General features: G+C 61.1%; 25 protein-coding genes. 6 read left to right on the plus strand and 19 right to left on the minus strand.

The window, feature by feature from the left end:
- Positions 1–96: 96 nt before the first annotated feature.
- Positions 97–1,023 (plus strand): LysR family transcriptional regulator FinR, encoded by a 927-nt coding sequence (gene finR / locus P3R38_RS18990; protein ID WP_023381934.1) that lies wholly within the window; start codon positions 97–99, stop codon positions 1,021–1,023.
- Here finR and P3R38_RS18995 read toward each other — a convergent pair.
- From P3R38_RS18995 to P3R38_RS19005, 3 genes are all read right to left on the minus strand, one after another.
- A complete protein-coding gene (locus P3R38_RS18995; RefSeq protein WP_104881353.1) occupies positions 1,020–1,382 on the minus strand; it encodes a diacylglycerol kinase in 363 nt (120 codons plus the stop codon). The two genes, finR and P3R38_RS18995, sit on opposite strands and share 4 nt — an antisense overlap.
- 73 nt (positions 1,383–1,455) lie before the next feature.
- Complete coding sequence (erdR, locus tag P3R38_RS19000; protein ID WP_023381936.1) at positions 1,456–2,106, minus strand: response regulator transcription factor ErdR; 651 nt, start codon at positions 2,104–2,106, stop codon at positions 1,456–1,458.
- 179 nt (positions 2,107–2,285) lie between these two features.
- Entirely contained in the window at positions 2,286–2,996 is a 711-nt protein-coding gene (locus P3R38_RS19005) for a tRNA-uridine aminocarboxypropyltransferase (protein ID WP_023381937.1), read from the minus strand.
- Between the two features lie 223 nt (positions 2,997–3,219).
- On the opposite strand from P3R38_RS19005, the gene P3R38_RS19010 reads away from it, so the two are divergent.
- The gene (locus P3R38_RS19010; RefSeq protein WP_023381938.1) at positions 3,220–3,639 is read left to right on the plus strand and encodes a quorum-sensing-regulated virulence factor family protein; all 420 of its coding nucleotides are present in this window, start codon (positions 3,220–3,222) and stop codon (positions 3,637–3,639) included.
- On the opposite strand, the gene P3R38_RS19015 is transcribed toward P3R38_RS19010, so the two are convergent.
- A complete protein-coding gene (locus tag P3R38_RS19015; RefSeq protein WP_023381939.1) occupies positions 3,640–3,843 on the minus strand; it encodes a hypothetical protein in 204 nt (67 codons plus the stop codon). It abuts the gene before it with no gap.
- A gap of 305 nt (positions 3,844–4,148) precedes the next feature.
- Here P3R38_RS19015 and P3R38_RS19020 point away from each other — a divergent pair, with 305 nt between their 5' ends.
- The gene (locus P3R38_RS19020; RefSeq protein WP_023381940.1) at positions 4,149–5,267 is read left to right on the plus strand and encodes an LOG family protein; all 1,119 of its coding nucleotides are present in this window, start codon (positions 4,149–4,151) and stop codon (positions 5,265–5,267) included.
- Between the two features lie 57 nt (positions 5,268–5,324).
- On the opposite strand, the gene recX is transcribed toward P3R38_RS19020, so the two are convergent.
- From recX to P3R38_RS19035, 3 genes are all read right to left on the minus strand, one after another.
- Positions 5,325–5,795, minus strand: coding sequence for a recombination regulator RecX (gene recX / locus P3R38_RS19025; protein ID WP_023381941.1), 471 nt, complete (start codon positions 5,793–5,795; stop codon positions 5,325–5,327).
- 8 nt (positions 5,796–5,803) lie between these two features.
- Complete coding sequence (recA, locus tag P3R38_RS19030) at positions 5,804–6,871, minus strand: recombinase RecA (RefSeq protein ID WP_023381942.1); 1,068 nt, start codon at positions 6,869–6,871, stop codon at positions 5,804–5,806.
- Positions 6,872–6,973: 102 nt separating this feature from the next.
- Positions 6,974–7,456: a CinA family protein gene (locus P3R38_RS19035; protein WP_023381943.1), complete on the minus strand. Its 483-nt coding sequence runs from the start codon at positions 7,454–7,456 to the stop codon at positions 6,974–6,976.
- A gap of 164 nt (positions 7,457–7,620) precedes the next feature.
- Here P3R38_RS19035 and mutS point away from each other — a divergent pair, with 164 nt between their 5' ends.
- Together mutS and fdxA are read left to right on the plus strand one after the other, a co-directional pair.
- The gene (gene mutS, locus P3R38_RS19040; protein WP_023381944.1) at positions 7,621–10,194 is read left to right on the plus strand and encodes a DNA mismatch repair protein MutS; all 2,574 of its coding nucleotides are present in this window, start codon (positions 7,621–7,623) and stop codon (positions 10,192–10,194) included.
- A gap of 140 nt (positions 10,195–10,334) precedes the next feature.
- Complete coding sequence (gene fdxA / locus P3R38_RS19045; protein WP_004375459.1) at positions 10,335–10,658, plus strand: ferredoxin FdxA; 324 nt, start codon at positions 10,335–10,337, stop codon at positions 10,656–10,658.
- A gap of 548 nt (positions 10,659–11,206) precedes the next feature.
- On the opposite strand, the gene rpoS is transcribed toward fdxA, so the two are convergent.
- The 8 genes from rpoS to P3R38_RS19085 all read right to left on the minus strand — a co-directional run bounded on the left by rpoS (position 11,207) and on the right by P3R38_RS19085 (position 18,366).
- Positions 11,207–12,214, minus strand: coding sequence for an RNA polymerase sigma factor RpoS (gene rpoS, locus P3R38_RS19050; RefSeq protein ID WP_023381945.1), 1,008 nt, complete (start codon positions 12,212–12,214; stop codon positions 11,207–11,209).
- 108 nt (positions 12,215–12,322) lie between these two features.
- Positions 12,323–13,180 carry a peptidoglycan DD-metalloendopeptidase family protein gene (locus P3R38_RS19055; RefSeq protein WP_104881352.1) on the minus strand — a complete coding sequence of 286 codons (858 nt, stop codon included), beginning with the start codon at positions 13,178–13,180 and terminating at the stop codon, positions 12,323–12,325.
- Between the two features lie 181 nt (positions 13,181–13,361).
- Positions 13,362–14,000 carry a protein-L-isoaspartate(D-aspartate) O-methyltransferase gene (locus tag P3R38_RS19060; RefSeq protein ID WP_277687232.1) on the minus strand — a complete coding sequence of 213 codons (639 nt, stop codon included), beginning with the start codon at positions 13,998–14,000 and terminating at the stop codon, positions 13,362–13,364.
- Positions 14,001–14,038: 38 nt separating this feature from the next.
- Complete coding sequence (surE, locus tag P3R38_RS19065) at positions 14,039–14,788, minus strand: 5'/3'-nucleotidase SurE (protein ID WP_023381948.1); 750 nt, start codon at positions 14,786–14,788, stop codon at positions 14,039–14,041.
- Positions 14,776–15,834, minus strand: coding sequence for a tRNA pseudouridine(13) synthase TruD (gene truD / locus P3R38_RS19070; protein ID WP_023381949.1), 1,059 nt, complete (start codon positions 15,832–15,834; stop codon positions 14,776–14,778). The genes surE and truD overlap by 13 nt, the downstream gene beginning before the upstream one ends.
- On the minus strand, positions 15,831–16,304 hold the full coding sequence (ispF, locus tag P3R38_RS19075; protein WP_023381950.1) for a 2-C-methyl-D-erythritol 2,4-cyclodiphosphate synthase: 474 nt from the start codon (positions 16,302–16,304) through the stop codon (positions 15,831–15,833). The genes truD and ispF overlap by 4 nt, the downstream gene beginning before the upstream one ends.
- An 86-nt stretch (positions 16,305–16,390) precedes the next feature.
- Positions 16,391–17,245, minus strand: coding sequence for an S-formylglutathione hydrolase (gene fghA, locus P3R38_RS19080; protein WP_023381951.1), 855 nt, complete (start codon positions 17,243–17,245; stop codon positions 16,391–16,393).
- Positions 17,246–17,253: 8 nt separating this feature from the next.
- A complete protein-coding gene (locus P3R38_RS19085; RefSeq protein ID WP_277686506.1) occupies positions 17,254–18,366 on the minus strand; it encodes an S-(hydroxymethyl)glutathione dehydrogenase/class III alcohol dehydrogenase in 1,113 nt (370 codons plus the stop codon).
- 107 nt (positions 18,367–18,473) lie between these two features.
- Between P3R38_RS19085 and P3R38_RS19090 the strand changes: the two genes are divergently transcribed.
- The gene (locus tag P3R38_RS19090; RefSeq protein WP_023381953.1) at positions 18,474–19,364 is read left to right on the plus strand and encodes a LysR substrate-binding domain-containing protein; all 891 of its coding nucleotides are present in this window, start codon (positions 18,474–18,476) and stop codon (positions 19,362–19,364) included.
- 809 nt (positions 19,365–20,173) lie between these two features.
- Here the strand turns inward: P3R38_RS19090 and ispD are convergent.
- From ispD to kdsA, 4 genes are all read right to left on the minus strand, one after another.
- Positions 20,174–20,884 carry a 2-C-methyl-D-erythritol 4-phosphate cytidylyltransferase gene (gene ispD, locus P3R38_RS19095; protein WP_277686507.1) on the minus strand — a complete coding sequence of 237 codons (711 nt, stop codon included), beginning with the start codon at positions 20,882–20,884 and terminating at the stop codon, positions 20,174–20,176.
- Positions 20,881–21,162 carry a cell division protein FtsB gene (gene ftsB, locus P3R38_RS19100; RefSeq protein ID WP_023381955.1) on the minus strand — a complete coding sequence of 94 codons (282 nt, stop codon included), beginning with the start codon at positions 21,160–21,162 and terminating at the stop codon, positions 20,881–20,883. Before ftsB ends, ispD begins: the two co-directional genes overlap by 4 nt.
- Positions 21,163–21,320: 158 nt before the next feature.
- Positions 21,321–22,610: a phosphopyruvate hydratase gene (gene eno, locus P3R38_RS19105; protein WP_023381956.1), complete on the minus strand. Its 1,290-nt coding sequence runs from the start codon at positions 22,608–22,610 to the stop codon at positions 21,321–21,323.
- 153 nt (positions 22,611–22,763) lie between these two features.
- Positions 22,764–23,609 (minus strand): 3-deoxy-8-phosphooctulonate synthase, encoded by an 846-nt coding sequence (gene kdsA / locus P3R38_RS19110; RefSeq protein WP_277686508.1) that lies wholly within the window; start codon positions 23,607–23,609, stop codon positions 22,764–22,766.

The following is a 23,609-nucleotide window of genomic DNA, read 5'->3' on the forward strand; positions in this document are numbered from 1 at the left end:
CGCAGCGCGTAAAACGCGCAGTTGCGCGATAGTTTAGGGGCAGCGACAATATCTGTTAACTGAATTATCAAGATATGTGTTATCGGTTATATAGATATGCGATTCACACTCCGTCAGCTGCAGGTCTTCGTCGCCGTCGCTCAGCACCAAAGCGTGTCGCGCGCTGCCAGCGTGCTTGCGCTGTCGCAATCGGCGGCCAGCACCTCGATCACTGAACTGGAGCGTCAATCCAGCTGCCAGCTGTTCGACCGGGCCGGCAAGCGCCTGAGCCTCAATGCCCTGGGGCACCAGCTCTTGCCCCAGGCCGTCGCCCTGCTCGACCAGGCCAAGGAAATCGAAGACCTGCTCAACGGCAAGTCCGGTTTCGGCTCACTGGCTGTTGGCGCTACGCTCACCATCGGCAACTACCTGGCGACCCTGCTGATCGGCAGCTTCATGCAGGTGCACCCCGAGAGCCAGGTGAAGCTGCATGTGCAGAACACTGCGCATATCGTGCAACAGGTTGCCCACTACGAGATTGACCTGGGTCTAATCGAAGGCGACTGCAATCACCCAGACCTGGAGGTTCAACCTTGGGTCGAGGATGAACTGGTGGTGTTCTGTGCCCCGCAGCATCCGCTGGCCAAACTCGGCCGGGCGGACGTCCAGACGCTCTCCCAGGAAGCCTGGATCCTGCGCGAACAAGGCTCAGGCACTCGCCTGACGTTCGACCAGGCCATGCGCCACCACCGCGCCAACTTGAACATTCGCCTTGAGCTGGAGCACACCGAAGCGATCAAGCGCGCCGTGGAATCGGGGCTGGGTATCGGCTGTATCTCACGCCTGGCGTTGCGCGATGCTTTCCGGCGCGGCAGCCTGGTACCGGTGGAAACCCCCGAGCTCGACCTGATGCGCCAGTTCTACTTCATCTGGCACAAACAGAAATACCAGACCTCGGCCATGCGCGAGTTTCTCGAACTGTGCCGCAACTTCACCGCAGGCTTCACTCGCAGCGACGAAATCGTGCTGCCGCCGATCGCTTAAAGCAGAATCACACCCCAGACCAGCGCCACCATGGTCAGCGCTACCAACTGCGCGGCACTGCCCATGTCCTTGGCGTTCTTCGACAAGGGATGACGCTCCAGCGAGATGCGGTCGATCGCCGCCTCCACCGCCGAGTTGAACAACTCGACGATCAGGCCCAGCAGGCAGACCGCGATCATGATCGCCCGCTCCGCTCGGCTGACAGGCAGCCAGAAGGCGGTCGGAATCAGCAGGACGTTGAGCAGCACCAGTTGGCGAAACGCCGCCTCGCCCTTGAAAGCCGTGCGCAGGCCATCGAGGGAGTAGCCGGCGGCATTGACGATACGTTTGAGGCCTGTCTGGCCTTTGAATGGCGACATAGGTGTGACTTCACCGTTAAAAGGCCGGCAGACTAGACCAGCGCAAGTCAAAAAAGCGTGAAGCAGCAAACCGTCAACTGGCCGCAACTGATTCCAGTTGTTGCAGCAGCAAGGCAGCCTGGGTGCGAGTACGCACGCCCAGTTTACGGAAGATCGCCGTGACATGGGCCTTGATGGTCGCTTCGGACACATTCAGTTCGTAGGCAATCTGCTTGTTCAGCAACCCTTCACAGACCATGGTCAACACCCGGAACTGCTGCGGCGTCAGGCTGGCCAAACCTTCACTGGCCGCCTTGGCCTCGGCGGAAACGTCGACCTTCTCGAAGGCCTGGGGCGGCCACCAGACATCGCCGTCGAGCACTTTCCTCACGGCATCCTGGATCACTTCCAGCCCGCTGGACTTGGGAATGAAACCGCTGGCGCCAAATTCGCGGGACTTGACCACAACAGCCGCCTCTTCCTGGGCCGAGACCATCACCACTGGAATTTGCGGATACTGGCCGCGCAGCAGCACCAGACCGGAGAAGCCGTAAGCACCTGGCATGTTCAGGTCGAGCAGGACCAGGTCCCAGTCGGCCTTTTCGCCGAGGCGGGTTTCCAGTTCCGCGATGCTCGCCACTTCGACCAGGCGTACGTCCGGGCCCAGGCCCAAGGTTACCGCCTGGCGCAATGCGCTGCGAAACAGCGGGTGGTCATCGGCAATCAGGATTTCGTATGTGGCCATCGATCTATGGATCCTGTTCTGTGCCAGGCGCATGCGGGGGAAGGGAGCGCCCGGCGGGGAATCGGCGCCAAGGATGCCGAGCACGGTCGGGGGCGGTCAAGCCGATCACCCTGCCGCCTCGCCCACCCTGGCTGCCAGCTCCGTCATTATGAACCATCGGGGTGTTGTTGCCCCTTGGACTATAGGAAGGTATGCAAACGTTGATGAATGTCATCCTGCTCATCCAGCGGCAGGCGACGCTTGCCACTCAAGTAGTGCAGGCTGAACACATCCAGGTAGGCATCCAGCGCCTGCGAGGCCCGGCTGTCACCGGCCAGGTCCAGGCACATGGCCGCGACTTCCGCAGTGCAGAAATGATCATCGCGCTTGGAACGGCGCAGGCGGTAACGCGACATCTGCTCGGCTTGCAAGCTCAGCACCGGGAAACGATCAAGATAGGGACTCTTGCGAAACATCTTGCGTGCTTCGGTCCAAGTCGCATCGAGCAGAATGAACAGTGGGCGCTTGCCCGGTTCCCGTACGACCTGGCTGACCACGCGCTCCTGGGCAACGAATTCGCCAGGAAACACGATGTAGGGCTGCCATTGCGGATCCTCGAGCAATGCCAACAAGCGCTCATCCACCGAGGTGCGCAACCAGCCGAAGGCAGCGGTGTCCTCGATCAGGTCAGCGATCAACCAACCGGTATTGGTCGGCTTCAGTGGCTCGGTATCGTGCATCAGCAGGCAGACACCGGAATCCGCCTGGACTCGGGGCTTCCAGGCGCACAGGCAATGAGTGGCGATCACCCGGCAGTCGGGGCAACGTTCGGCACGCGACCCACGGGCAATGAAGGGTTTGTTGCTGCGCGCCAGGCGCTCGGCACGCAGGCGCGCGACCGCATGGTTCATGCGGGCAGGCCTTGGGAGAGGTTGGAAAGGGTCACTGCGATGACTCGGCGAATACAAAACGCCAGTCTACCAGAGCGGTTGCCATTTGCCGTGCAGGCGTGCCGGTCGCTCCCTTATAATCGGCCTTTGGGTGCCCCACTGTTATCCGCCATGACGCGGATGGGCAGGGAACGCCAACTGCCGGCGCAGGTCAAAGCGCCAGTCATCGAACCAGGAGAGATTCATGCTGCGTCTTATCGTCCCGACCTTGAGCCTGTTGCTCACCCTGCCCCTGGCTGCCCAGGCGGCGTCCAAGCAGGAGTTCGAGCTGAACAAGCTGCTGCAGAAGGTCGCCAAGGAAAGCAGCGTCGGCACCCCACGCGCCATCAACGAAGACATCCTCGACCAGGGTTACACCGTCGAAGGCAAAGCCCTGATCAACCACTTGAGCGTGCGTGCCAGCCACGCTGCACGCATGCAGGAAAACCCGGCACAGGTGCGCAGCCAGCTGGGCGACAGCGTGTGCCGCAACAGCGGTTACCGCAATTTGATGTCCAAAGGCGCGGTGATGGTCTATCGCTTCACGGTCTACAAGACCAATCAGCCGGTGATGGACCAAGCGTTCGACGCCGCCAGCTGCACTGCCGGCAACAAGAAGAAGTAATCAGAGCACCTGCTCGTTCCGCGCGCGCTGCGGCTCATCCTCGGCGCGCATCTCGGCCAGCAGCGCCTGCAGGTAGCGTGACTGGCACTCCAATGTCGCCAGCCTGCGACGGCACTCGGTCTCCAGGCTTACGTGGTGATCATGCGCCGCACTTTCCAGTTGTTGGTAGAGCTGGGAGTCCACCTCGATGACCAAGCGATGCATACCGCCACCTCCTGCATCGACACGATTCGCTTTCCCAGTTAACCAAACCCGCACCGCCATGGGCCATGTGCCGACGAGCGGCGACTTCGCTCCCTGCGGCACGATCATGCGCAAGGGTCTAGATTGATAGCGAGGATCCTGAAATCAAAGAAGATGGATTGATTGCCACTGCATCAGGGCCTTGAAGGCCTACTGCAATGCTCGGTATGCACACTCGAGCCACAGCAGCCAGCGACACACGCAGTGTCGCGGCCGAGCCACTCCATCGGCCCGGTCAGGGGTTTTGCTGCAGAAGGAGACGTTGAATGCCTTACCAACCGAATGAGCTTTTGTTCAACCACTTCAGGGACAGCGGCATCGACCTGAACAAGATCGACGAACAACTGCAACTGGTCGCTCCCGACAGCCCCAACCTGCCCTTGTATCGCGACATGATGTTGACCGTTTTGCGTATGGCCCACGATGACACCGATCGCTGGAGCGCCAAGATCACCCTGCAAGCACTGCGCGAACTGGATCACTCGTTCCGTACGCTCCAACGCTACAAGGGCCGCAGAAAGGTAACAGTGTTCGGCTCGGCCCGTACGCCGCTGGAGCACCCGATGTACGCCTTGGCTCGCGAGCTGGGCGCAACGGTGGCGCGCTCCGACATGATGGTCATCACCGGTGCCGGGGGTGGCATCATGGCCGCCGCGCACGAGGGTGCAGGCAGCGAGCACAGCCTGGGCTTCAACATCACCCTGCCGTTCGAGCAACACGCCAATGCCACGGTGGGCGGCACCGACAAGCTACTGCCGTTCCACTTCTTCTTCATTCGAAAACTGTTTTTCGTCAAGGAGGCCGACGCCCTGGTTCTGTGCCCTGGTGGCTTCGGCACGCTGGATGAGGCACTGGAAGTGCTGACCTTGATCCAGACCGGCAAGAGCCCGTTGGTTCCAGTAGTGTTGCTCGACTCACCCGGTGGAAGTTTCTGGCAAGATGCCCTGGACTTCTTCACCCGCCAGTTGGAAGAGAACCGCTACATCTTGCCCAGTGACCTGAAACTGCTTCGCCTCGTGCACTCTGCTGATGAAGCCGTGGAGGAAATCAACCAGTTCTACAGCAACTACCACTCCAGCCGCTGGCTTAAGAACCAGTTCGTGATTCGTATGCATCATCCGCTGAGCGATGCAGCGCTGTATGACATCCAGGAGGGCTTCGCCGACCTGCGCCTGAGCGGCAAGTATCACCAGCAACCCGACAGTGGTGCCGAGCACGAGCTGGGCAAATTCAGCCATTTGACGCGACTGAGCTTTGCCTTCAATGGCCGTGACCAAGGGCGCCTGCGCGAACTGGTTGACTTCATCAATCTGCCGGAAAACTGGGCCAAACCTGAGCCGATGCATACGACTCAGCGGGCCAGGGAGGCCTTGAAGGTGAGCTGAACGCTTTTTTGAGGGGGCATGCCAGCAAGCCGCCGCCTACGATTGCCAGGCCTTTACTCAGTAATCATCGAGGTCACGGCCGCTAAGCAGGCGGCCGATCATCTCCATGGAGAAACCTCGGTAGGCAAGGAATCGGGTCTGCTGGGCACGGCTGCGGGGGTCATGCGGACGCTGCCCGGCGAACTTGCGTTGCCAGACATCCTGTAGTCGCTCTGCCCAGTTCACCTCGCTGTCACGTAGTGCCTGGTCGACGTCATTGCGGTCCAGCCCACGCTGGCCCAATTCCTCACGAATACGTGCGGGGCCATAACCGGAGTTGGAACGGTAGCGGATGAAGCTTTCAAGGTAGCGGGCTTCGCTGAGCAGCCCCTCTTCTGCAAGCCGGTCGAGCTCAGGTTGAATCAGCTCCTCCGGCGCGCCGCGCTGACGCAGCTTGCGCGTCAGCTCGACTCGACCATGCTCGCGGCGTGCAAGCAGGTCCATGGCTGTCCGCCGAACGGCGACGGGGGTGTCGAGTACGGCGGACATAGGGCCAATCAGTAACCGGCGTCGGCGTCGGCCATATCGTCGGCGTCAGCCTCGGCAGCAGCGGCCTTGCCTGCTGCAGCAACAGCACCTGCGTTCAGCAGTTTTTCGCGAATTTGCTTCTCGATCTCGGCGCCAACGGCCGGGTTCTCTTGCAGGAACTTGGCGGCGTTAGCCTTGCCCTGGCCAATCTTGTTGCCCTGGTAGCTGTACCACGCACCGGATTTTTCCACCAGGCCTTGGGAAACACCCAGGTCAATGATTTCACCGTTGCGGTAGATACCCTTGCCGTAAAGAATCTGGAACTCGGCCTGGCGGAACGGAGGAGAGACCTTGTTCTTGACGATCTTGACGCGGGTTTCGCTGCCGACCACTTCGTCGCCTTCCTTGACAGCGCCGGTACGGCGGATGTCCAGACGCACAGAAGCATAGAACTTCAGCGCGTTACCACCGGTGGTGGTTTCAGGGCTACCGAACATCACACCGATCTTCATACGGATCTGGTTGATGAAGATAACCAGGCAGTTGGCGTTCTTGATGTTACCGGTGATCTTACGCAGGGCCTGGGACATCAGGCGGGCTTGCAGGCCCACGTGCATGTCACCCATTTCGCCTTCGATTTCAGCCTTGGGTACCAGGGCTGCAACGGAGTCGACGATGATCACGTCAACGGCATTGGAGCGCACCAGCATGTCGGTGATTTCCAGCGCTTGTTCACCGGTGTCTGGCTGCGAGACCAGGAGGTCGTCGACGTTGACGCCCAGCTTGCCGGCGTACTCAGGGTCGAGGGCGTGTTCGGCGTCGACGAAGGCGCAGGTGGCGCCGTTCTTCTGGGCTTCGGCGATAACCGACAGAGTCAGGGTCGTCTTACCCGACGATTCCGGACCGTAGATTTCGACGATACGACCTTTCGGCAGACCGCCGATGCCAAGGGCGATGTCCAGGCCCAGGGAGCCGGTGGAGATAGCGGGGATGGCCTGACGCTCATGGTCGCCCATGCGCATGACGGCACCTTTGCCGAATTGGCGTTCGATTTGACCCAGGGCCGCAGCCAAGGCGCGCTTCTTGTTGTCGTCCATTGAAATCCTCACGTGATCGACCGGCCCTGATGGCCCGAATAACTGTATAAGTAGCCAGTATTATTCCACAGGGATTCGTTTGAGCAAACCCCTGTCGTCGATTTAAACGCTGCCAAGCTGTAACAAGCCGTCTAACGCGGCGATCACCGTCTGTCGGCGCACCGCTTCGCGGTCACCATCAAAGTGCCTGCGCTCACTGTGCACATGGACGCCATCGGCCCACGCCAGCCATACGGTACCCACCGGTTTGGCCGCCGAACCCCCATCGGGCCCGGCCACGCCGCTGACCGCGACGGCGAAGCGCGCCCCGCTGGCCGCCTGCGCACCCCGAACCATAGCCTCGACCACTTCCTGGCTGACGGCGCCAACCGTGGTGAACAGGGCGGCGGGCACCCCCAGTTGACGCGTCTTCTGGGCATTGGAGTAGGTCACATAGCCCGCCTCGAACCAGCTCGAACTGCCCGGCACCCGGGTAATGGCTTCGGCAATACCGCCGCCGGTACAGGACTCGGCCGTCGTGACCTGCGCGCCTATACGTCGCAGGTGCTCGCCCAGGCGTGTGGAAAGCGTGGTGATGGGATCCATGAAGGGTTCCTCGACAAGACAGACCACAACCCTAGCACCCGCGCGCGCCAAACGGGACCCCACCACTTCGGCTGACATCAGGGCCCGCCTGCATCTCGATGAAAAAGCCTGTACCATTGCCCGTTTCACAATCGCCAACCAGATCACCCGCTGTAAGGCCCTGAATGTCTGATCTTTCCGCACACACACCGATGATGCAGCAGTACTGGAAGCTGAAGAACCAGCACCCGGACCAGCTGATGTTCTACCGCATGGGCGACTTTTACGAGATCTTCTATGAAGATGCGAAAAAAGCCGCGAAACTGCTGGATATCACCCTGACCGCCCGCGGCCAGTCCGCCGGCCAGTCGATCCCCATGTGCGGAATTCCCTTCCATTCGGTAGAGGGCTATCTAGCCAAGCTGGTCAAGCTCGGCGAATCGGTAGTGATCTGCGAGCAGATCGGCGACCCGGCCACCAGCAAGGGCCCGGTCGAGCGCCAGGTGGTGCGCATCATCACCCCCGGCACGGTCAGTGACGAGGCATTGCTCGATGAGCGCCGCGACAACCTGATCGCCGCCCTGCTGGGTGACGAGCGCCTGTTCGGCCTGGCGGTGCTGGACATCACCAGTGGCAACTTCACCGTGCAGGAGATCAAAGGCTGGGAGAACCTGCTTGCCGAGCTCGAACGCATCAACCCGGTGGAGCTGTTGATTCCAGACGACTGGCCCCAGGGCCTGCCGGCAGAGAAGCGACCAGGTGCCCGACGTCGTGCGCCGTGGGACTTCGACCGGGAATCGGCACGCAAGAGCCTGTGCCAGCAGTTCGCGACCAAGGACCTCAAGGGTTTCGGTTGCGACAAACTGACCCTGGCCATCGGTGCCGCCGGCTGCCTGTTGACTTACGCCAAGGAAACCCAGCGCACCACCCTGCCCCACCTGCGTAGCCTGCGCCACGAACGCATGGACGACACGGTGATCCTCGACGGCGCCAGCCGCCGTAACCTGGAGCTGGACATCAACCTGGCGGGTGGCCGTGACAATACCCTGCAATCGGTAATCGATCGCTGCCAGACCGCCATGGCCAGCCGCCTGCTGACCCGCTGGCTGAACCGGCCGCTGCGCGACCTCAAGGTGCTGCAGGCGCGCCAGGATTCGATCCGTTGCCTGCTCGACGGCTATCGTTTCGAAAAACTCCAGCCGCAGTTGAAGGAAATTGGCGATATCGAGCGGATCCTCGCCCGTATTGGTCTGCGTAATGCCCGCCCCCGCGACCTGGCACGTCTTCGCGATGCCCTCGGCGCCCTGCCGGAACTGCAGAACGCCATGGCCGAGCTGGAGGCGCCGCATCTGGCGCGCCTGGCGGCCATTACCGGTACCTATCCGGAGCTGGCCAGCCTGCTGGAACGTGCGATCATCGACAACCCGCCGGCGGTGATCCGCGACGGCGGCGTGCTCAAAGCCGGCTATGACAACGAGCTGGACGAGCTGCTGGCGATGAGCGAGAACGCCGGCCAGTTCCTCATCGACCTGGAAGCCCGCGAGAAAGCACGCACCGGCCTTGCCAACCTGAAGGTCGGCTACAACCGCGTGCATGGCTATTACATCGAGTTGCCGACCAAGCAGGCCGAACAAGCGCCGGGCGATTACATCCGGCGCCAGACCCTAAAGGGTGCCGAGCGCTTCATCACCCCGGAACTCAAGGCCTTCGAGGACAAGGCGTTGTCGGCCAAGAGCCGCGCCCTGGCCCGCGAGAAGATGCTCTACGACGCCCTGCTGGAAACGCTGATCGGCCATCTTGCTCCACTGCAGGACAGCGCCGCGGCGCTGGCCGAACTGGATGTGCTGAGCAACCTCGCCGAACGTGCGCTGAACCTAGATCTCAACTGCCCAAGCTTCGTCGACGAGCCTTGCCTGCGCATCGAACAGGGCCGTCACCCAGTGGTCGAGCAGGTACTGACCACGCCGTTCGTGGCCAATGACCTGAGCCTGGACAACAGCACTCGCATGCTGATCATCACCGGCCCGAACATGGGTGGTAAATCCACCTACATGCGCCAGACCGCGCTAATCGTGCTGATGGCACACATTGGCAGTTTCGTGCCAGCGGCGCGTTGCGAGTTGTCGCTTGTCGATCGTATTTTCACCCGTATCGGCTCCAGCGATGACCTGGCGGGTGGCCGGTCGACCTTCATGGTCGAGATGAGCGAAACGGCCAACATCCTGCACAACGCCACCGACCGCAGCCTGGTGCTGATGGACGAGGTCGGCCGTGGCACCAGCACCTTCGACGGACTGTCGCTGGCCTGGGCTGCTGCCGAGCGCCTGGCTCAACTGCGCGCCTACACCCTGTTCGCCACGCACTACTTCGAATTGACCGTACTGCCGGAAAGCGAACCGCTGGTGGCCAACGTGCACCTGAACGCGACCGAGCACAACGAACGCATCGTCTTCCTGCACCACGTGTTGCCAGGCCCCGCCAGCCAGAGCTACGGTCTGGCCGTAGCGCAACTGGCCGGCGTACCTGGCCCGGTCATCCAGCGCGCCCGCGAACACCTGGGGCGCCTGGAAACCGCCAGCCTGCCGCACGAGCCACCGGTGGTGAATAAAGCCAAGGACGAGCCGCACGTGCCCCACCAAAGCGATCTATTCGCCAGCCTGCCACACCCGGCCATCGAGAAGCTGGGCAAGCTGGATCTGGACGAGATGACCCCTCGCCAAGCTATCGAAACGCTATATCAACTAAAGAACCTGTTATAACGGCGCCCACTACAAGCTGGTAGAATCCGCCGCGGTTTGCTGGCGCTGCAGGTTATTAGCCTGGCCTGCAGCCAACCACCCGCAAACCGCGCGGCCCCGAGAGGAAGGGCCGCCGCCGTCGCCTGAGGAGAGAACTAGAAATGACCTTCGTCGTCACCGACAACTGCATCAAATGCAAATACACCGACTGCGTGGAAGTCTGTCCGGTGGACTGCTTCTACGAAGGCCCGAACTTCCTGGTCATTCACCCGGACGAGTGCATCGACTGCGCCCTGTGTGAACCAGAGTGCCCGGCACAAGCAATCTTCTCGGAAGACGAGGTTCCAGCGGGCATGGAGAACTTCATCGAGCTGAACGCCGAGCTGGCAGAGATCTGGCCAAACATCACCGAGCGTAAGGACGCCCTGCCGGACGCTGAAGAGTGGGATGGCAAAACCGGCAAGATCGCCGACTTGGAGCGTTGATCGCGACCAGCAACGAAAAAGGCCCGAAAGGGCCTTTTTTCATGTTCAGCGGGCAAAAAAAGGGGCGGTTTGACCCGCCCACATTTTTTCCGTAGTCCCTGCTTGTCCCAAACATCGTCCTGATGAAATCGCGTCTTGCGATGTCCTTGGCTTTCATCCTGAAAGCCTGTGCATGTCCGTGTGCACAGTTCGAATACTAGCGACTTGCGCCAAGCAGGCAACTGCGAGACCTCACAAGATGTTGCAGGGGACACACTTCCTCACAACCAAATAAGCTATATTTTTCAAATAGTTAGAAAAAGTCTTGTGCTGCAACGGAAGAATTTTTACTGGAACTTCCGTAGAAAGCTTACAAAACAAGTAAGCAAAGGCTTACACACGATGCTACAGGGGTAGCGCTTTACATAGTGGCGCTGGGGCTTCGCGGCCCGGCAATCGGTGCTGAGCCGGCTCCTGCTGGGCCGCAGCTGGCCGGCGGTATGCTGCACGCCGATGAAGCAAACAAAAACGCCCCGAGGTCATCGGGGCGTTTTGCATTGCAGCCTTGGTTACTGGAACAACGACTCGCTGGACAGGCCGTTCTTCTCGAGGATCTCGCGCAGCCGCTTGAGCCCCTCCACCTGAATCTGACGCACCCGCTCGCGGGTCAGGCCAATCTCCAGGCCAACATCCTCCAGCGTACTGCTCTCATGGCCACGCAGACCAAAGCGGCGCACCACCACCTCACGCTGCTTGTCAGTCAGCTCGCCCAGCCACTGGTCGATACTCTGCGACAGGTCGTCGTCTTGCAGCAGCTCGCACGGATCGGTTGGCCGATCGTCGGTGAGGGTATCGAGCAGCGTCTTGTCCGAATCCGGGCCCAGGGAAACATCCACCGACGAAACCCGTTCGTTGAGACCAAGCATGCGCTTGACCTCGGTGACCGGCTTCTCGAGCAGGGTGGCGATTTCTTCAGGCGACGGTTCATGGTCAAGCTTCTGGGTCAGTTCCCGCGCGGCACGCAGGTAGACGTTCAGCTCCTTGACCACGTGGATCGGCAGGCGAATGGTGCGGGTCTGGTTCATGATTGCCCGCTCGATGGTCTGGCGAATCCACCAGGTCGCATAGGTCGAGAAGCGGAAACCGCGTTCCGGGTCGAACTTCTCGACGGCGCGGATCAGCCCCAGGTTGCCCTCCTCGATCAGGTCGAGCAACGACAATCCGCGATTTACATAACGACGCGCGATTTTCACAACCAGGCGCAGGTTGCTTTCGATCATGCGTTTACGGCCAGCGGGATCGCCCTTTTGCGACAAGCGCGCAAAGTGCACTTCCTCTTCCGGCGACAGCAGAGGCGAGAATCCAATCTCGTTGAGATACAGCTGGGTGGCATCGAGCGCCCGGCTGTAATCGATATACTTGTGTTGCTTGAGCGTAGAGCCTGACTTGGCCCTCGTCCGAACCGAAGGTACAGCAGGTTCGTCTGACACCACATCCGTTTCCAAAACGATACCCGTCTCCATCAGGAGGACGTCATCGTCGATGTCAAACTCCGGCGCTTCTTTATTGAGAGCCATTGTTATAGTCCTTTGCTGAGTTCGAACTCAGACTCAAGCGGCACCTGTTTCCCTGGCAGCGCTGGAGCCTGTCCCCTCTACATCATAGGAACAGGCCGGGTACAACGATCAACGGCGTGGCAGGAATTGGAGCGGATCGACGGGTTTGCCCTGGCGGCGAATCTCGAAATGCAGCTTCACCCGATCAGTGCCCGTGGACCCCATTTCAGCAATCGACTGCCCTGCCTTGACCTGCTGCCCCTCCCGAACCAAAAGCCTGCGGTTATGGCCGTAGGCACTGACGTAGGTATCACTGTGCTTGATGATGATCAGCTCGCCGTAGCCCCTCAAGCCACTGCCGGCGTAGACCACCGAACCATCAGCTGCAGCAAAAACAGGCTGTCCCAAATCACCGGCGATATCAATGCCTTTATTCAAACTACCGTTTGAAGCGAATTTTCCAATCAGGACGCCGTTCGCCGGCCAGGTCCAACCACCCACGGCACGCTCGGCGGCAGGCACGGTAGTGACCACCGGTGCCGGGGTCGCCGGCGTCGAAGTCGCCGGTTTGCGATTGCTGGCGGGCGTCGTGACCGTGCTGGTGACCGGGCGGCGGGTGACCGTTGTCCTGCTCGAAGACGATGGGCTGGAGACCACGGTGGTAGTGCTGCTGGAACCGCTGCTGAAACGTATCGCCTGGCCGGGACGAATGGTATAGGGGGCCGAGATGCCGTTGCGCGCCGCCAGCTCCTTGTAGTCCCAGCCGTAGCGGAAGGCGATGGAAAACAGCGTATCGCCGGGCTTGACGATGTACTGACCCGAGGTCACCGCTGGCCGCTTGGGCGCCGTGGTATTACGGTCGACTACCCGCGCGCCGCTCGAGCCGGTGCTGGAGCAGCCGGTCAGCAGGCTGCCCATGGCCAGTGCGATCACCAGAAGCTTCAAACCCGACCGATCCCTGCGCTGCTGAACGACTGTGTGACCCACCCGCGCTCCCCTCATGGTGCCCAAAACGATATGACGATAAGAAATGCAATATTGTTGCAATTATAACTGAGCCCGTCCGCCTTGGGAGAGCTCGGCGCAGCCTGAGAACAACTCGGCCGCACCGCAGATAGACAGGGCCTTGCCGCAAGAATTCTGCGTCTGCGCAAATATTCCGTACGGCTCAGGCCAGCGGGCCGTTGAGCAACGGCACGAAGCGCACGGCGCCCAGCACACGCCGGGAGAAACCGTGTTCCTCACGGACGATCAACATCAGTTGCTGCACCTCGCCCGCCGCCCCCACGGGAATCACCATGCGCCCGCCTGGGGCCAGTTGGTCGAGCAGCGCCTGCGGGACTTCAGGTGCTACCGCGGTGACGATGATGCCATTGTAAGGTGCCAAGGCCTGCCAGCCATCGCAGCCATCGCCCCAGCGAAACACCACGTTGCGCAGGTTGAGCTCGACCAGGCGTTCCTTGGCCCGGTCCTGCAGGACCTTGATCCGCTCCACCGAGAAAACCCGTTCGACCAACTGGGCCAGGATCGCCGTCTGGTAACCTGATCCCGTACCAATCTCCAGCACCTTGTCCAACGGGCCGGCTTCGAGCAGCAGCTCACTCATGTGGGCCACCATGAACGGCTGGGAGATGGTCTGGTTATGGCCGATTGGCAGCGCGGTGTCTTCATACGCGCGATGGGCCAGGGCCTCGTCGACGAACAGATGGCGCGGCGTGCGACGGATCGCGTCGAGCACCTTGGTGTTCGACACGCCCTCCTCGCACAGACGCTGGATCAGCCGTTCCCGGGTCCGCTGGGAAGTCATGCCGATTCCGCGGCGCAGCAGATCGTCGTGTTCGCGCATCAGAGTACGCCCTCCAGCCAGCCATCGAAGCGCTCGAACGCGTCGTTGAAGGTCCGGTCCAACTGCAGCGGTGTAATCGACACGTAGCCTTGCATCACCGCATGGAAGTCGGTACCCGGCCCGCCATCCTCGGCATCGCCGGCCACGGCAATCCAGTAGCCCTCCTTGCCACGTGGGTTGACCACTTTGGTGGGCGCCGCCGCACGCGCCCGATGCCCGAGCCGGGTGAGCTGGATACCCCGGATATGCTCCAGTGGCAGGTTGGGGATATTGATGTTGAGCACGGTCCGAGGCGGCAGGTCGAGTCGCGATTGTGCCTCCACCAGGCGGCGTGCGATGTAGGCCGCCGCCGGCAGGTTGTCGGTCTGGCGCGACAATAGCGAGAACGCCAGCGACGTTCCGCCGAGGAAGCGGCCCTCGAGGGCGGCGGCAACGGTGCCGGAGTAGAGCACATCGTCACCCAGGTTAGCGCCCAGGTTGATGCCGGAAACGACCATGTCGGGCATTTCCGGCAGCAACCCATTCAACCCCAGATGCACGCAGTCGGTCGGCGTGCCATTGAGGCTGATGAAGCCGTTGGCCAGGGTATGCGGGTGCAAAGGCCGGTCGAGCGTCAGCGAACTGCTGGCGCCGCTCTTGTCTTGTTCCGGGGCGATCACCACACACTCGGCGTAGTCCGCCAGCGCAGCATGCAGCGCGGCAATCCCGGGGGCGGTAACACCGTCATCGTTCGAAATCAGAATACGCATGGGCTGTCCGTCTGCCCTGCCGGCACCAGATCGACGAGTTCGCGCACCACCACGGTGGCGAAGCATCCGGCCGGAAGGACGAATTCCAGTTGCAGGATATCAGGCTCGGGATAATGCCACGACAAGCTGCCAATAGGGAGCCGCAGGATGCGTCGTTCGTGACTCATTCCCGCGTGGGCCAGCCATTGGCAAAGCGCCTGGTGCTGCTCGCCGACAGCCGACTCCAGCTCGAAGGGCGCCCCGGCTGCCGGTGACGGACCCTCTCCCCACATCGGGCCGGTGGGATGCAAGTCCAGAATCGCCAGGCGTGGATCGGAACATTCCGACTCGCCCGCCGGAAAGAAACTACGGCTGTCAGTGAACGCCAACAAATCGCCAACCTGCGCGTGCTGCCAGCTTCCATCGGCAACCCGAGCCGCCAACACCTGGTTGAACACATAGCTGCGCGCCGCTGACAGCAGCCGCGAACGTACATTGCGTTGTTCCGGTAGCGCCTTGCGCTGTGCCCAGTCCCGGGCGTCATGCACGTTGCCGCCACCATGGCCGAAACGCTGCGTGCCGAAGTAGTTGGGCACCCCCTGCTGCTTGAGCAGTTCCAGCCGAGCATCCAGCGCCTGGTGGTCTGCCGCCAGCGCAGTGAGACGCAGGGTAAAGCCGTTGGCGGAATGAGCGCCTCGTTGCAGTTTGCGCTGGTGGCGCACCTGCTTGAGTACACGCAGGGTGTCGTCTTCGGCGCGGGACAGGTCCGGGTCGGCCTTGCCCGGCAGGTGCAGGCTGAACCACTGGCGGGTCAGGGCCTGGCGGTCCTTCAGACCGGCGTAGCTGATGGCGCGGACCGGCACACCAGCTGCACGTGCCAGGCGACGAGCAGCCTCCTCGGTATTGAGGTCACGCTTTTCAACCCACAGCCACAGGTGCTCGCCCTGGCCGGACAGCGGAATGTCCAGCACTTCGTCCACCTGGAAATCGTCGGCCACCGCCTTGAGCACCGCGGTGCCCAAGGATTGGCCCGATGCACGCGGGCCGAGCAGGTCGTGTTCGGTCATGCTGGCAGCAACAGGGCAACCGCATGCACGGCGATACCCTCCTCGCGGCCGGTGAAGCCGAGTTTTTCGGTGGTGGTCGCCTTGACGTTGACCTGGTCGAGTTCGACGTGCAGGTCCTCGGCGATCAGCTGGCGCATGGTTTCGATGTGTGGGGCCATCTTCGGCGCCTGGGCAACGATGGTGGCGTCGACGTTGCCGACTTTCCAGCCCTTGGCCAGAACGATGCCGACCACGTGACGCAGCAGGACACGGCTGTCCGCGCCCTTGAACTGCGGGTCGGTATCGGGGAAATGCTTGCCGATGTCTCCCAGCGCGGCGGCGCCGAGCAGAGCATCGCTCAGTGCGTGCAGCAGCACGTCACCGTCGGAGTGGGCCAGCAGGCCGTATTTGTGGGGGATACGCACCCCGCCCAGGGTAATGAAATCACCGTCGCAGAAACGGTGCACATCGTAGCCGTGGCCAATACGCATAGAAAAACGCCCTGATAAAGTCAGGGCGTGATTCTACCTGCTTTGTGGGCGCTTGGGCTGGCTATTGCCGACACCAAGCACCACCGCTACGCCCGCCCCAGCGCCAGCGCGTGATGGCGCAGGTGCTCATCGATGAAGCTGGCGATGAAGTAGTAGCTATGGTCATACCCAGGCTGCAGACGCAGGGTCAGCTCATGCCCCCCCTTGCGCGCTGCCTGCTCCAGTGCTTCTGGCTTGAGCTGCTTCTCGAGGAAGTCATCGCGGTCGCCCTGATCGACCAGCAACGGCGGGCATTTGCCGGAAGGCGTCTCGGCCAGCAGCACACTGGCATCCCACTCGCGCCAGCGCGCCCGGTCCTCACCCAGGTAACGGCTGAAGGCCTTTTCGCCCCAAGGGCAATCCATTGGATTGCTGATTGGCGAAAACGCCGACACCGAACGGTAGCGCCCTGGGTTGCGCAATGCGCAGACCAAAGCACCGTGCCCGCCCATGGAATGGCCGCTGATGCTGCGCTGGTCGGAAGCTGGGAAATGCGCCTCGATCAGTGCCGGTAGCTCCTCGACCACGTAATCGTGCATACGGTAGTGCTTCGACCAGGGTTGCTGGGTGGCATTGAGGTAGAAGCCAGCACCGAGTCCGAAGTCCCAGGCACCGTCCGGATCGCCGGGCACCTGCTCACCACGCGGACTGGTGTCTGGCGCGACGATGATCAGCCCCAGCTCGGCGGCCAGGCGCTGGGCGCCGGCCTTTTGCATGAAGTTTTCATCGGTGCACGTCAGGCCGCTCAGCCAATAGAGCACCGGTAGCTTCTCGCCCTGTTCGGCCTGCGGCGGCAGGTACACGGCGAATACCATGTCACAGCCCAGCACCTTGGAGTGATGCCGGTAACGCTTGTGCCAGCCGCCGAAGCTCTTCTGGCAGGAGATGTTATCCAGGCTCATGGCTGACCTCAGAAGTGGATCACGCTACGGATGCTCTTGCCTTCATGCATCAGGTCGAAGGCTTTGTTGATGTCTTCCAGGCCCATGGTATGGGTGATGAAGGTATCCAGCGGAATTTCGCCCTTCTCGGACATTTCAACGTAACTTGGCAGCTCGCTGCGACCTCGTACGCCGCCGAAGGCCGAACCGCGCCAGACGCGACCGGTCACCAGCTGGAATGGACGGGTGGAGATTTCCTGGCCAGCGCCGGCCACGCCAATGATGACGGACTCGCCCCAGCCTTTGTGGCAGCACTCCAGGGCCGCACGCATCAGTTGGACGTTACCTACGCACTCGAACGAGAAGTCCACGCCGCCATCAGTGAGATCGACGATCACCTCCTGGATTGGGCGGTCGTAGTCTTTGGGGTTGACACAGTCGGTAGCACCCAGCTGGCGAGCGATCTCGAACTTGGCGGGGTTGATGTCGACGGCGATGATGCGCGAGGCCTTGGCCTTGACCGCGCCAATGATCGCCGACAGGCCGATGCCACCCAGGCCGAAGATGGCCACGGTGTCACCTGGCTTGACCTTGGCGGTGTTGAGCACGGCACCGATACCGGTGGTCACACCGCAGCCCAGCAGGCAGACTTTCTCCAGCGGCGCTTCTTTCTGGATCTTGGCCACGGAAATTTCCGGCAGCACGGTGTACTCGGAGAACGTCGAGGTCCCCATGTAGTGGAACAGTTGCTGGCCTTTGTAGGAGAAGCGAGTGGTGCCATCAGGCATCAAGCCCTTGCCTTGAGTGGCGCGGATGGCCTGGCACAGGTTGGTCTTGCCCGAACGGCAGAATTTGCACTGGCCGCACTCTGGAGTGTACAGCGGAATGACGTGGTCGCCGACAGCTACGGAAGTCACGCCGTCACCAATTGCTTCGACGATTGCACCGCCTTCATGACCGAGAATCGACGGGAAGATACCTTCCGGGTCGGCGCCCGACAGGGTATAGGCATCGGTATGGCAGACGCCGCTGGCGACCACGCGCAGCAGCACTTCGCCCGCCTTGGGCATGGCCACGTCGACTTCGACGATTTCCAGGGGTTTCTTGGCCTCGAAGGCGACGGCGGCACGGGACTTGATCATCAAGGTTCTCCAGACAGAGTGTCGATTCCAGTACTCAGTGTAATTCAGGCACTTTTGATGAATAATCCGAGCGAAGAAAAAACATTATTGCCATACAGGGATAATCGATGAGCAGTCGCTGGGAAGGCATCGACGAGTTCGTTGCCGTGGCCGAGTCGGGACAGTTCACTGCTGCGGCGGAGCGGTTGGGGGTATCGTCGTCGCACATCAGCCGGCAGATCGCTCGCCTGGAGGAGCGCCTGCAGACACGCCTGTTGTACCGCAGTACCCGCCGCGTGACGTTGAGCGAGGCAGGCCAGACGTTCCTTCAACACTGCCAGCGTCTGCAAGATGGTCGCGAAGAGGCGTTACGCGCGATGGGCGACTTGGCCAGTGAACCGAAGGGATTGTTGCGCATGACCTGCGCGGTGGCTTACGGCGAGCGTTTCATCGTGCCTCTGGTCACGCGCTTCATGGCGTTGTATCCGCAGTTGCGGGTCGAGGTGGAACTGACCAACCGGACGCTGGACCTGGTGCACGAGGGGATGGACCTGGCGATTCGCCTGGGGCGTCTGCAGGACTCGCGGTTGGTCGCGGCTCGTCTGGCGCCACGGCGCATGTACCTGTGTGCTTCGCCGGCTTACCTTGAGCGTTATGGCCGGCCGCATAGTTTGTCGGAGCTGGCGCGACATAATTGCCTGGTGGGTAGCTCTGATATCTGGGCGCTGCAGCAGGATGGTCGGGAGATCAGTCAGCGTGTGCAGGGGAATTGGCGGTGCAACAGTGGGCAAGCTGTGTTGGATGCTGCGTTGCTGGGGATGGGATTGTGTCAGCTACCGGATTATTACGTGCTGGAGCATCTTAAAAGCGGGGCGTTGGTTTCGCTGTTGGAGTCGCATCAGCCGCCTAATACTGCGGTTTGGGCGCTGTATCCTCAGCAGCGGCATCTTTCGCCTAAAGTCAGGCGGCTTGTGGACTTCTTGAAAGCCGGTCTTTCGCAATTACCGGAATATCGCTGAACACGATTATTCGATAATGCCATCCCACTCGCTGCGTTTGTGTTTGTTTTTGCTTTTGCTTTTGCTTTTGCTTTTGCTTTTGCTTTTGCTTTTGCTTTTTTTTACGCGATAGACCAAGCGCCGCCAATTGCGACGTCAGGAGGCCGAACGCAGGTCTTGCGGAGGGAGGTGACGGGCATGGATGCCCGTCAAGCGCTGCGGCCCAGGATGGGCCGTTCAGCGCGGTCCTCCCGGGAGCAAGGCCGAAGTGAGGGAACCCCGGAGCGAAGCGTAGGGGCCGGATGATAGGAGCCGACGGTTTTGGTTACTTTGGCCACGACCAAAGTAACCCGCCGGAAGGGCGGAAAGGTGAATAGGTGCCTCCATGGCAAATGGATATTCACGCTATTTGAGTGCCAGCACCAAGCATTCGCTTTGAAGTTTGAAGTTTGAAGTTCGAGGTTCGAGGTTCGAGGTTTTGGTATTTGGATTTGTGAACATATCCATTTGCCAAGGTGACGCCTAATCACCTTTCCGCTCTTACAGCGGGTCCCTTTTTGTCGTGGCAAAAAGGAACCAAAAACCGTCAGCTCCTATCATCCGGCCCCTACGCTTCGCTTCGGGGTACCCTCACTCCGGCCTTGCTCCCGGGAGGACCGCGCTGAACGGCCCATCCTGGGCCGCAGCGCTTGACGGGCATCCATGCCCGTCACCTCCCTCCGCAAGACCTGCGTTCGGCCTCCTGACGTCGCAATTCGCGGCGCTTGGTCTATTGCGCACTAGAAGCAAAAGCAAAAAACGAGCGACAGCGACAGCGACAGCGACAGCCTTTAGCTTCGGGTTGACCAGCGTTGACGCAACCACTCCAGATCTTCCGGTCGGGTCACCTTGATGTTGTCACTGCGACCCTCGATCAACCGCGGCGCCTGACCAGACCATTCAATCGCGGACGCCTCATCAGTCACCACGACATCCGACACCAGACATTCAGCCAATGCCCGATGCAAAGCCCCAAGACGAAACATCTGTGGCGTATAAGCCTGCCAAATGGTACTGCGATCCACCGTCGCACTGACCCGCCCATGGGCATCCGCCCGCTTGAGCGTGTCACGTGCCGGCACCGCCAATAACCCACCTACAGGGTCGTCAGCCAAGTCAGTCAGCAACCGATCCAGATCGGAACGTGCAAGGTTCGGACGCGCAGCATCATGCACCAACACCCAGTCGTTATCAGTCGCCCCTTGGGCATGCAACAACAACAACAAGGCATTGAGCACCGAGTCAGCACGCTCACGCCCGCCAGGCGCACGCCGAATGCGTGAATCACTGGCACAACGCAAGGTCGGCCAGTAAGGGTCGTCTTCAGCAATGCTGACCACCACGCCCTTGAGCGCCGGGTGATCGAGAAAACAGTCGAGACTATGTTCGAGAAGCGTCTGCCCGCCCAATTGCAAGTATTGCTTGGGACGGTCGGCAGCCATGCGGGTACCCACGCCCGCGGCAGGAATCACAGCCCAGAAGGCCGGCAACGTATCAGTCATTTTTGCGGCAACTGGAAGAGAGTTTCGCCCTCTTTGACCATTCCCAATTCATGACGAGCCCGTTCTTCGACGGTCTCCATACCTTTCTTCAACTCCAGGACCTCCGCGTCAAGCACACGGTTACGCTCGAGCAAACGCTCGTTCTCCGCATGCTGCTCGGCAATCTGCTGCTTGAGCTCGGCCACTTGCGCCAGGCTGCCATTACCCACCCACAGGCGGTACTGCAGGCCACCGAGCAGCAGGAGCAGGACAAGGAACAACCAATAGGGACTGCGCATCAAGGTATCCAGGGTTAAAAAGACGCCGCTCACGGGCTTCGAATAGCACGAAGCCTGGCCGAGGCCAGGCTTCGTCGACAGAAACCCGCTGGAAGCGCCAGATCTTTCAGTAGGAAAGGTCCGACAGCCTCGGCTGCTGTCTTTTTACCATCTCTTGCTTAACCGCGAAACTCGGCACGGCCACGGTAAACCGCTTTGGCGCCCAGTTGCTCTTCGATACGCAGCAGCTGGTTGTACTTCGAAACGCGGTCGGAACGGCACAGCGAACCGGTCTTGATCTGGCCGGCAGCAGTACCGACTGCCAGGTCGGCGATGGTCGAGTCTTCGGTTTCACCGGAACGGTGCGAAATGACTGCGGTGTAACCGGCGGCCTTGGCCATCTGGATGGCCTCCAGGGTTTCGGTCAGCGAGCCGATCTGGTTGAACTTGATCAGGATCGAGTTACCGATACCCTTCTCGATGCCTTCTTTCAGGATCTTGGTGTTGGTCACGAACAGGTCGTCACCCACCAGCTGAACCTTGGCACCGATCTTGTCGGTCAGGATTTTCCAGCCAGCCCAGTCGGACTCGTCCAGACCGTCTTCGATCGAGATGATCGGGAAACGTTCGGTCAAGCCCTTCAGGTAGTCGGCAAAACCTTCGGCGTCGAACGACTTGCCTTCGCCGGACAGGTTGTACTTGCCGTCTTCGTAGAACTCGGAAGCCGCGCAGTCCAGAGCCAGGGTCACGTCGGTACCCAGCTTGTAGCCCGCCTTCTCGACCGCTTCGGCGATGGCGCCCAGCGCGTCTTCGTTGGAAGCCAGGTTCGGCGCGAAGCCACCTTCGTCACCCACCGCAGTGTTCAGGCCACGGGCCTTGAGCACGGCTTTGAGGTGGTGGAAGATCTCGGTACCCATGCGCAGGCCGTCGGAGAAGGTCTTGGCGCCAACCGGCTGAACCATGAACTCCTGGATGTCGACGTTGTTGTCGGCGTGCTCGCCACCGTTGATGATGTTCATCATCGGAACCGGCATCGAGTACTGGCCTGGGGTACCGTTCAGGTTGGCGATGTGCGCGTACAGCGGCAGGTCCAGATCCTGTGCGGCGGCCTTGGCGGCAGCCAGGGACACGGCCAGAATGGCGTTGGCGCCCAGCTTGGCCTTGTTCTCGGTTCCGTCCAGTTCGATCATGGCACGGTCCAGGGCCTTCTGGTCAGCCGGGTCCTTGCCCAGCAGCAGGTCACGGATCGGGCCGTTGATGTTGGCGACGGCCTTCAGCACGCCCTTGCCCAGGTAACGGCTCTTGTCGCCATCGCGCAGCTCCAGCGCTTCGCGCGAGCCGGTGGAAGCACCGGACGGCGCGCAGGCGCTGCCGATGATGCCGTTGTCGAGCAGTACATCGGCTTCCACGGTGGGGTTGCCACGCGAGTCGAGAACTTCACGACCTTTGATGTCGACGATCTTTGCCATTGTTGTAAGCACTCCAGAATTGACGAAAACAACGCAGCTTAAGGAAATCCTTGCACTCCACCAGGCGGGGCACAGCGGGCAGGCCGGGTGAAAGCGCCCCCTGACCAAACGGTCAAGGGGAGAACGGGCGGTACTTTACCCGAGAAATGAGCTTTACGCGGTTTCTACCGTCGGAAAACTTTTCACCAGGTCGTCCAGTTGCTTGAGCTGGGCCAGGAACGGCTCCAGCTTGTCCAGGCGCAGGGCGCAAGGACCATCGCACTTGGCGTTGTCCGGGTCAGGGTGAGCTTCGAGGAACAGGCCTGCCAGACTCTGGCTCATGCCGGCCTTGGCCAGGTCGGTGACCTGGGCGCGACGGCCGCCGGCGGAATCGGCGCGGCCACCCGGCATCTGCAGGGCGTGTGTCACGTCGAAGAACACCGGGTACTCGAACTGCTTCATGATGCCGAAGCCGAGCATGTCCACGACCAGGTTGTTGTAGCCAAAGCTCGAACCACGCTCGCACAGAATGAGCTGGTCGTTGCCGGCCTCAACGCACTTGTTGAGGATGTGCTTCATTTCCTGCGGCGCGAGGAATTGGGCCTTCTTGATGTTGATCACCGCGCCGGTCTTGGCCATCGCCACGACCAGGTCGGTCTGGCGCGACAGGAAAGCCGGCAGCTGGATGATGTCGCACACCTTGGCGACCGGCTCGCACTGGTAGGGTTCGTGCACGTCGGTGATCACCGGCACGTTGAAGGTCTTCTTGATCTCTTCGAAGATCTTCAGGCCTTCTTCCATGCCTGGGCCGCGGAACGATGTCACCGACGAACGGTTAGCCTTGTCGAAGCTGGCCTTGAACACGTACGGAATACCGAGCTTCTCGGTCACCCGTACGTACTCTTCGCAGACCTTCAGGGCCAGATCACGAGACTCCAGCACGTTCATGCCGCCGAACAGGACGAACGGCTTCTCGTTGGCGATCTCGATGTTACCGACGCGAATGATCTTCTGGGTCAT

The organism is Pseudomonas sp. NyZ480 (genome assembly GCF_029537255.1).
Lineage (GTDB): Bacteria > Pseudomonadota > Gammaproteobacteria > Pseudomonadales > Pseudomonadaceae > Aquipseudomonas > Aquipseudomonas taiwanensis.

Bases quoted from the DNA above. Each gene is read 5' to 3' on its own strand.
- kdsA (WP_277686508.1), bottom strand. From the start codon at position 23,609: ATGACCCAGAAGATCATTCGCGTCGGTAACATCGAGATCGCCAACGAG.
- erdR (WP_023381936.1), bottom strand. From the start codon at position 2,106: ATGGCCACATACGAAATCCTGATTGCCGATGACCACCCGCTGTTTCGC.
- P3R38_RS19020 (WP_023381940.1), top strand. From the start codon at position 4,149: ATGCCTTACCAACCGAATGAGCTTTTGTTCAACCACTTCAGGGACAGC.
- P3R38_RS19005 (WP_023381937.1), bottom strand. From the start codon at position 2,996: ATGAACCATGCGGTCGCGCGCCTGCGTGCCGAGCGCCTGGCGCGCAGC.
- truD (WP_023381949.1), bottom strand. From the start codon at position 15,834: ATGACCGAACACGACCTGCTCGGCCCGCGTGCATCGGGCCAATCCTTG.
- finR (WP_023381934.1), top strand. From the start codon at position 97: ATGCGATTCACACTCCGTCAGCTGCAGGTCTTCGTCGCCGTCGCTCAG.
- ispD (WP_277686507.1), bottom strand. From the start codon at position 20,884: ATGACTGATACGTTGCCGGCCTTCTGGGCTGTGATTCCTGCCGCGGGC.
- surE (WP_023381948.1), bottom strand. From the start codon at position 14,788: ATGCGTATTCTGATTTCGAACGATGACGGTGTTACCGCCCCCGGGATT.
- mutS (WP_023381944.1), top strand. From the start codon at position 7,621: ATGTCTGATCTTTCCGCACACACACCGATGATGCAGCAGTACTGGAAG.
- eno (WP_023381956.1), bottom strand. From the start codon at position 22,610: ATGGCAAAGATCGTCGACATCAAAGGTCGTGAAGTTCTCGACTCGCGT.
- rpoS (WP_023381945.1), bottom strand. From the start codon at position 12,214: ATGGCTCTCAATAAAGAAGCGCCGGAGTTTGACATCGACGATGACGTC.
- P3R38_RS19010 (WP_023381938.1), top strand. From the start codon at position 3,220: ATGCTGCGTCTTATCGTCCCGACCTTGAGCCTGTTGCTCACCCTGCCC.
- P3R38_RS19035 (WP_023381943.1), bottom strand. From the start codon at position 7,456: ATGGATCCCATCACCACGCTTTCCACACGCCTGGGCGAGCACCTGCGA.
- recX (WP_023381941.1), bottom strand. From the start codon at position 5,795: ATGTCCGCCGTACTCGACACCCCCGTCGCCGTTCGGCGGACAGCCATG.
- P3R38_RS19090 (WP_023381953.1), top strand. From the start codon at position 18,474: ATGAGCAGTCGCTGGGAAGGCATCGACGAGTTCGTTGCCGTGGCCGAG.
- P3R38_RS19085 (WP_277686506.1), bottom strand. From the start codon at position 18,366: ATGATCAAGTCCCGTGCCGCCGTCGCCTTCGAGGCCAAGAAACCCCTG.
- ispF (WP_023381950.1), bottom strand. From the start codon at position 16,304: ATGCGTATTGGCCACGGCTACGATGTGCACCGTTTCTGCGACGGTGAT.
- ftsB (WP_023381955.1), bottom strand. From the start codon at position 21,162: ATGCGCAGTCCCTATTGGTTGTTCCTTGTCCTGCTCCTGCTGCTCGGT.
- fghA (WP_023381951.1), bottom strand. From the start codon at position 17,245: ATGAGCCTGGATAACATCTCCTGCCAGAAGAGCTTCGGCGGCTGGCAC.
- P3R38_RS19060 (WP_277687232.1), bottom strand. From the start codon at position 14,000: ATGACTTCCCAGCGGACCCGGGAACGGCTGATCCAGCGTCTGTGCGAG.
- fdxA (WP_004375459.1), top strand. From the start codon at position 10,335: ATGACCTTCGTCGTCACCGACAACTGCATCAAATGCAAATACACCGAC.
- P3R38_RS18995 (WP_104881353.1), bottom strand. From the start codon at position 1,382: ATGTCGCCATTCAAAGGCCAGACAGGCCTCAAACGTATCGTCAATGCC.
- recA (WP_023381942.1), bottom strand. From the start codon at position 6,871: ATGGACGACAACAAGAAGCGCGCCTTGGCTGCGGCCCTGGGTCAAATC.
- P3R38_RS19015 (WP_023381939.1), bottom strand. From the start codon at position 3,843: ATGCATCGCTTGGTCATCGAGGTGGACTCCCAGCTCTACCAACAACTG.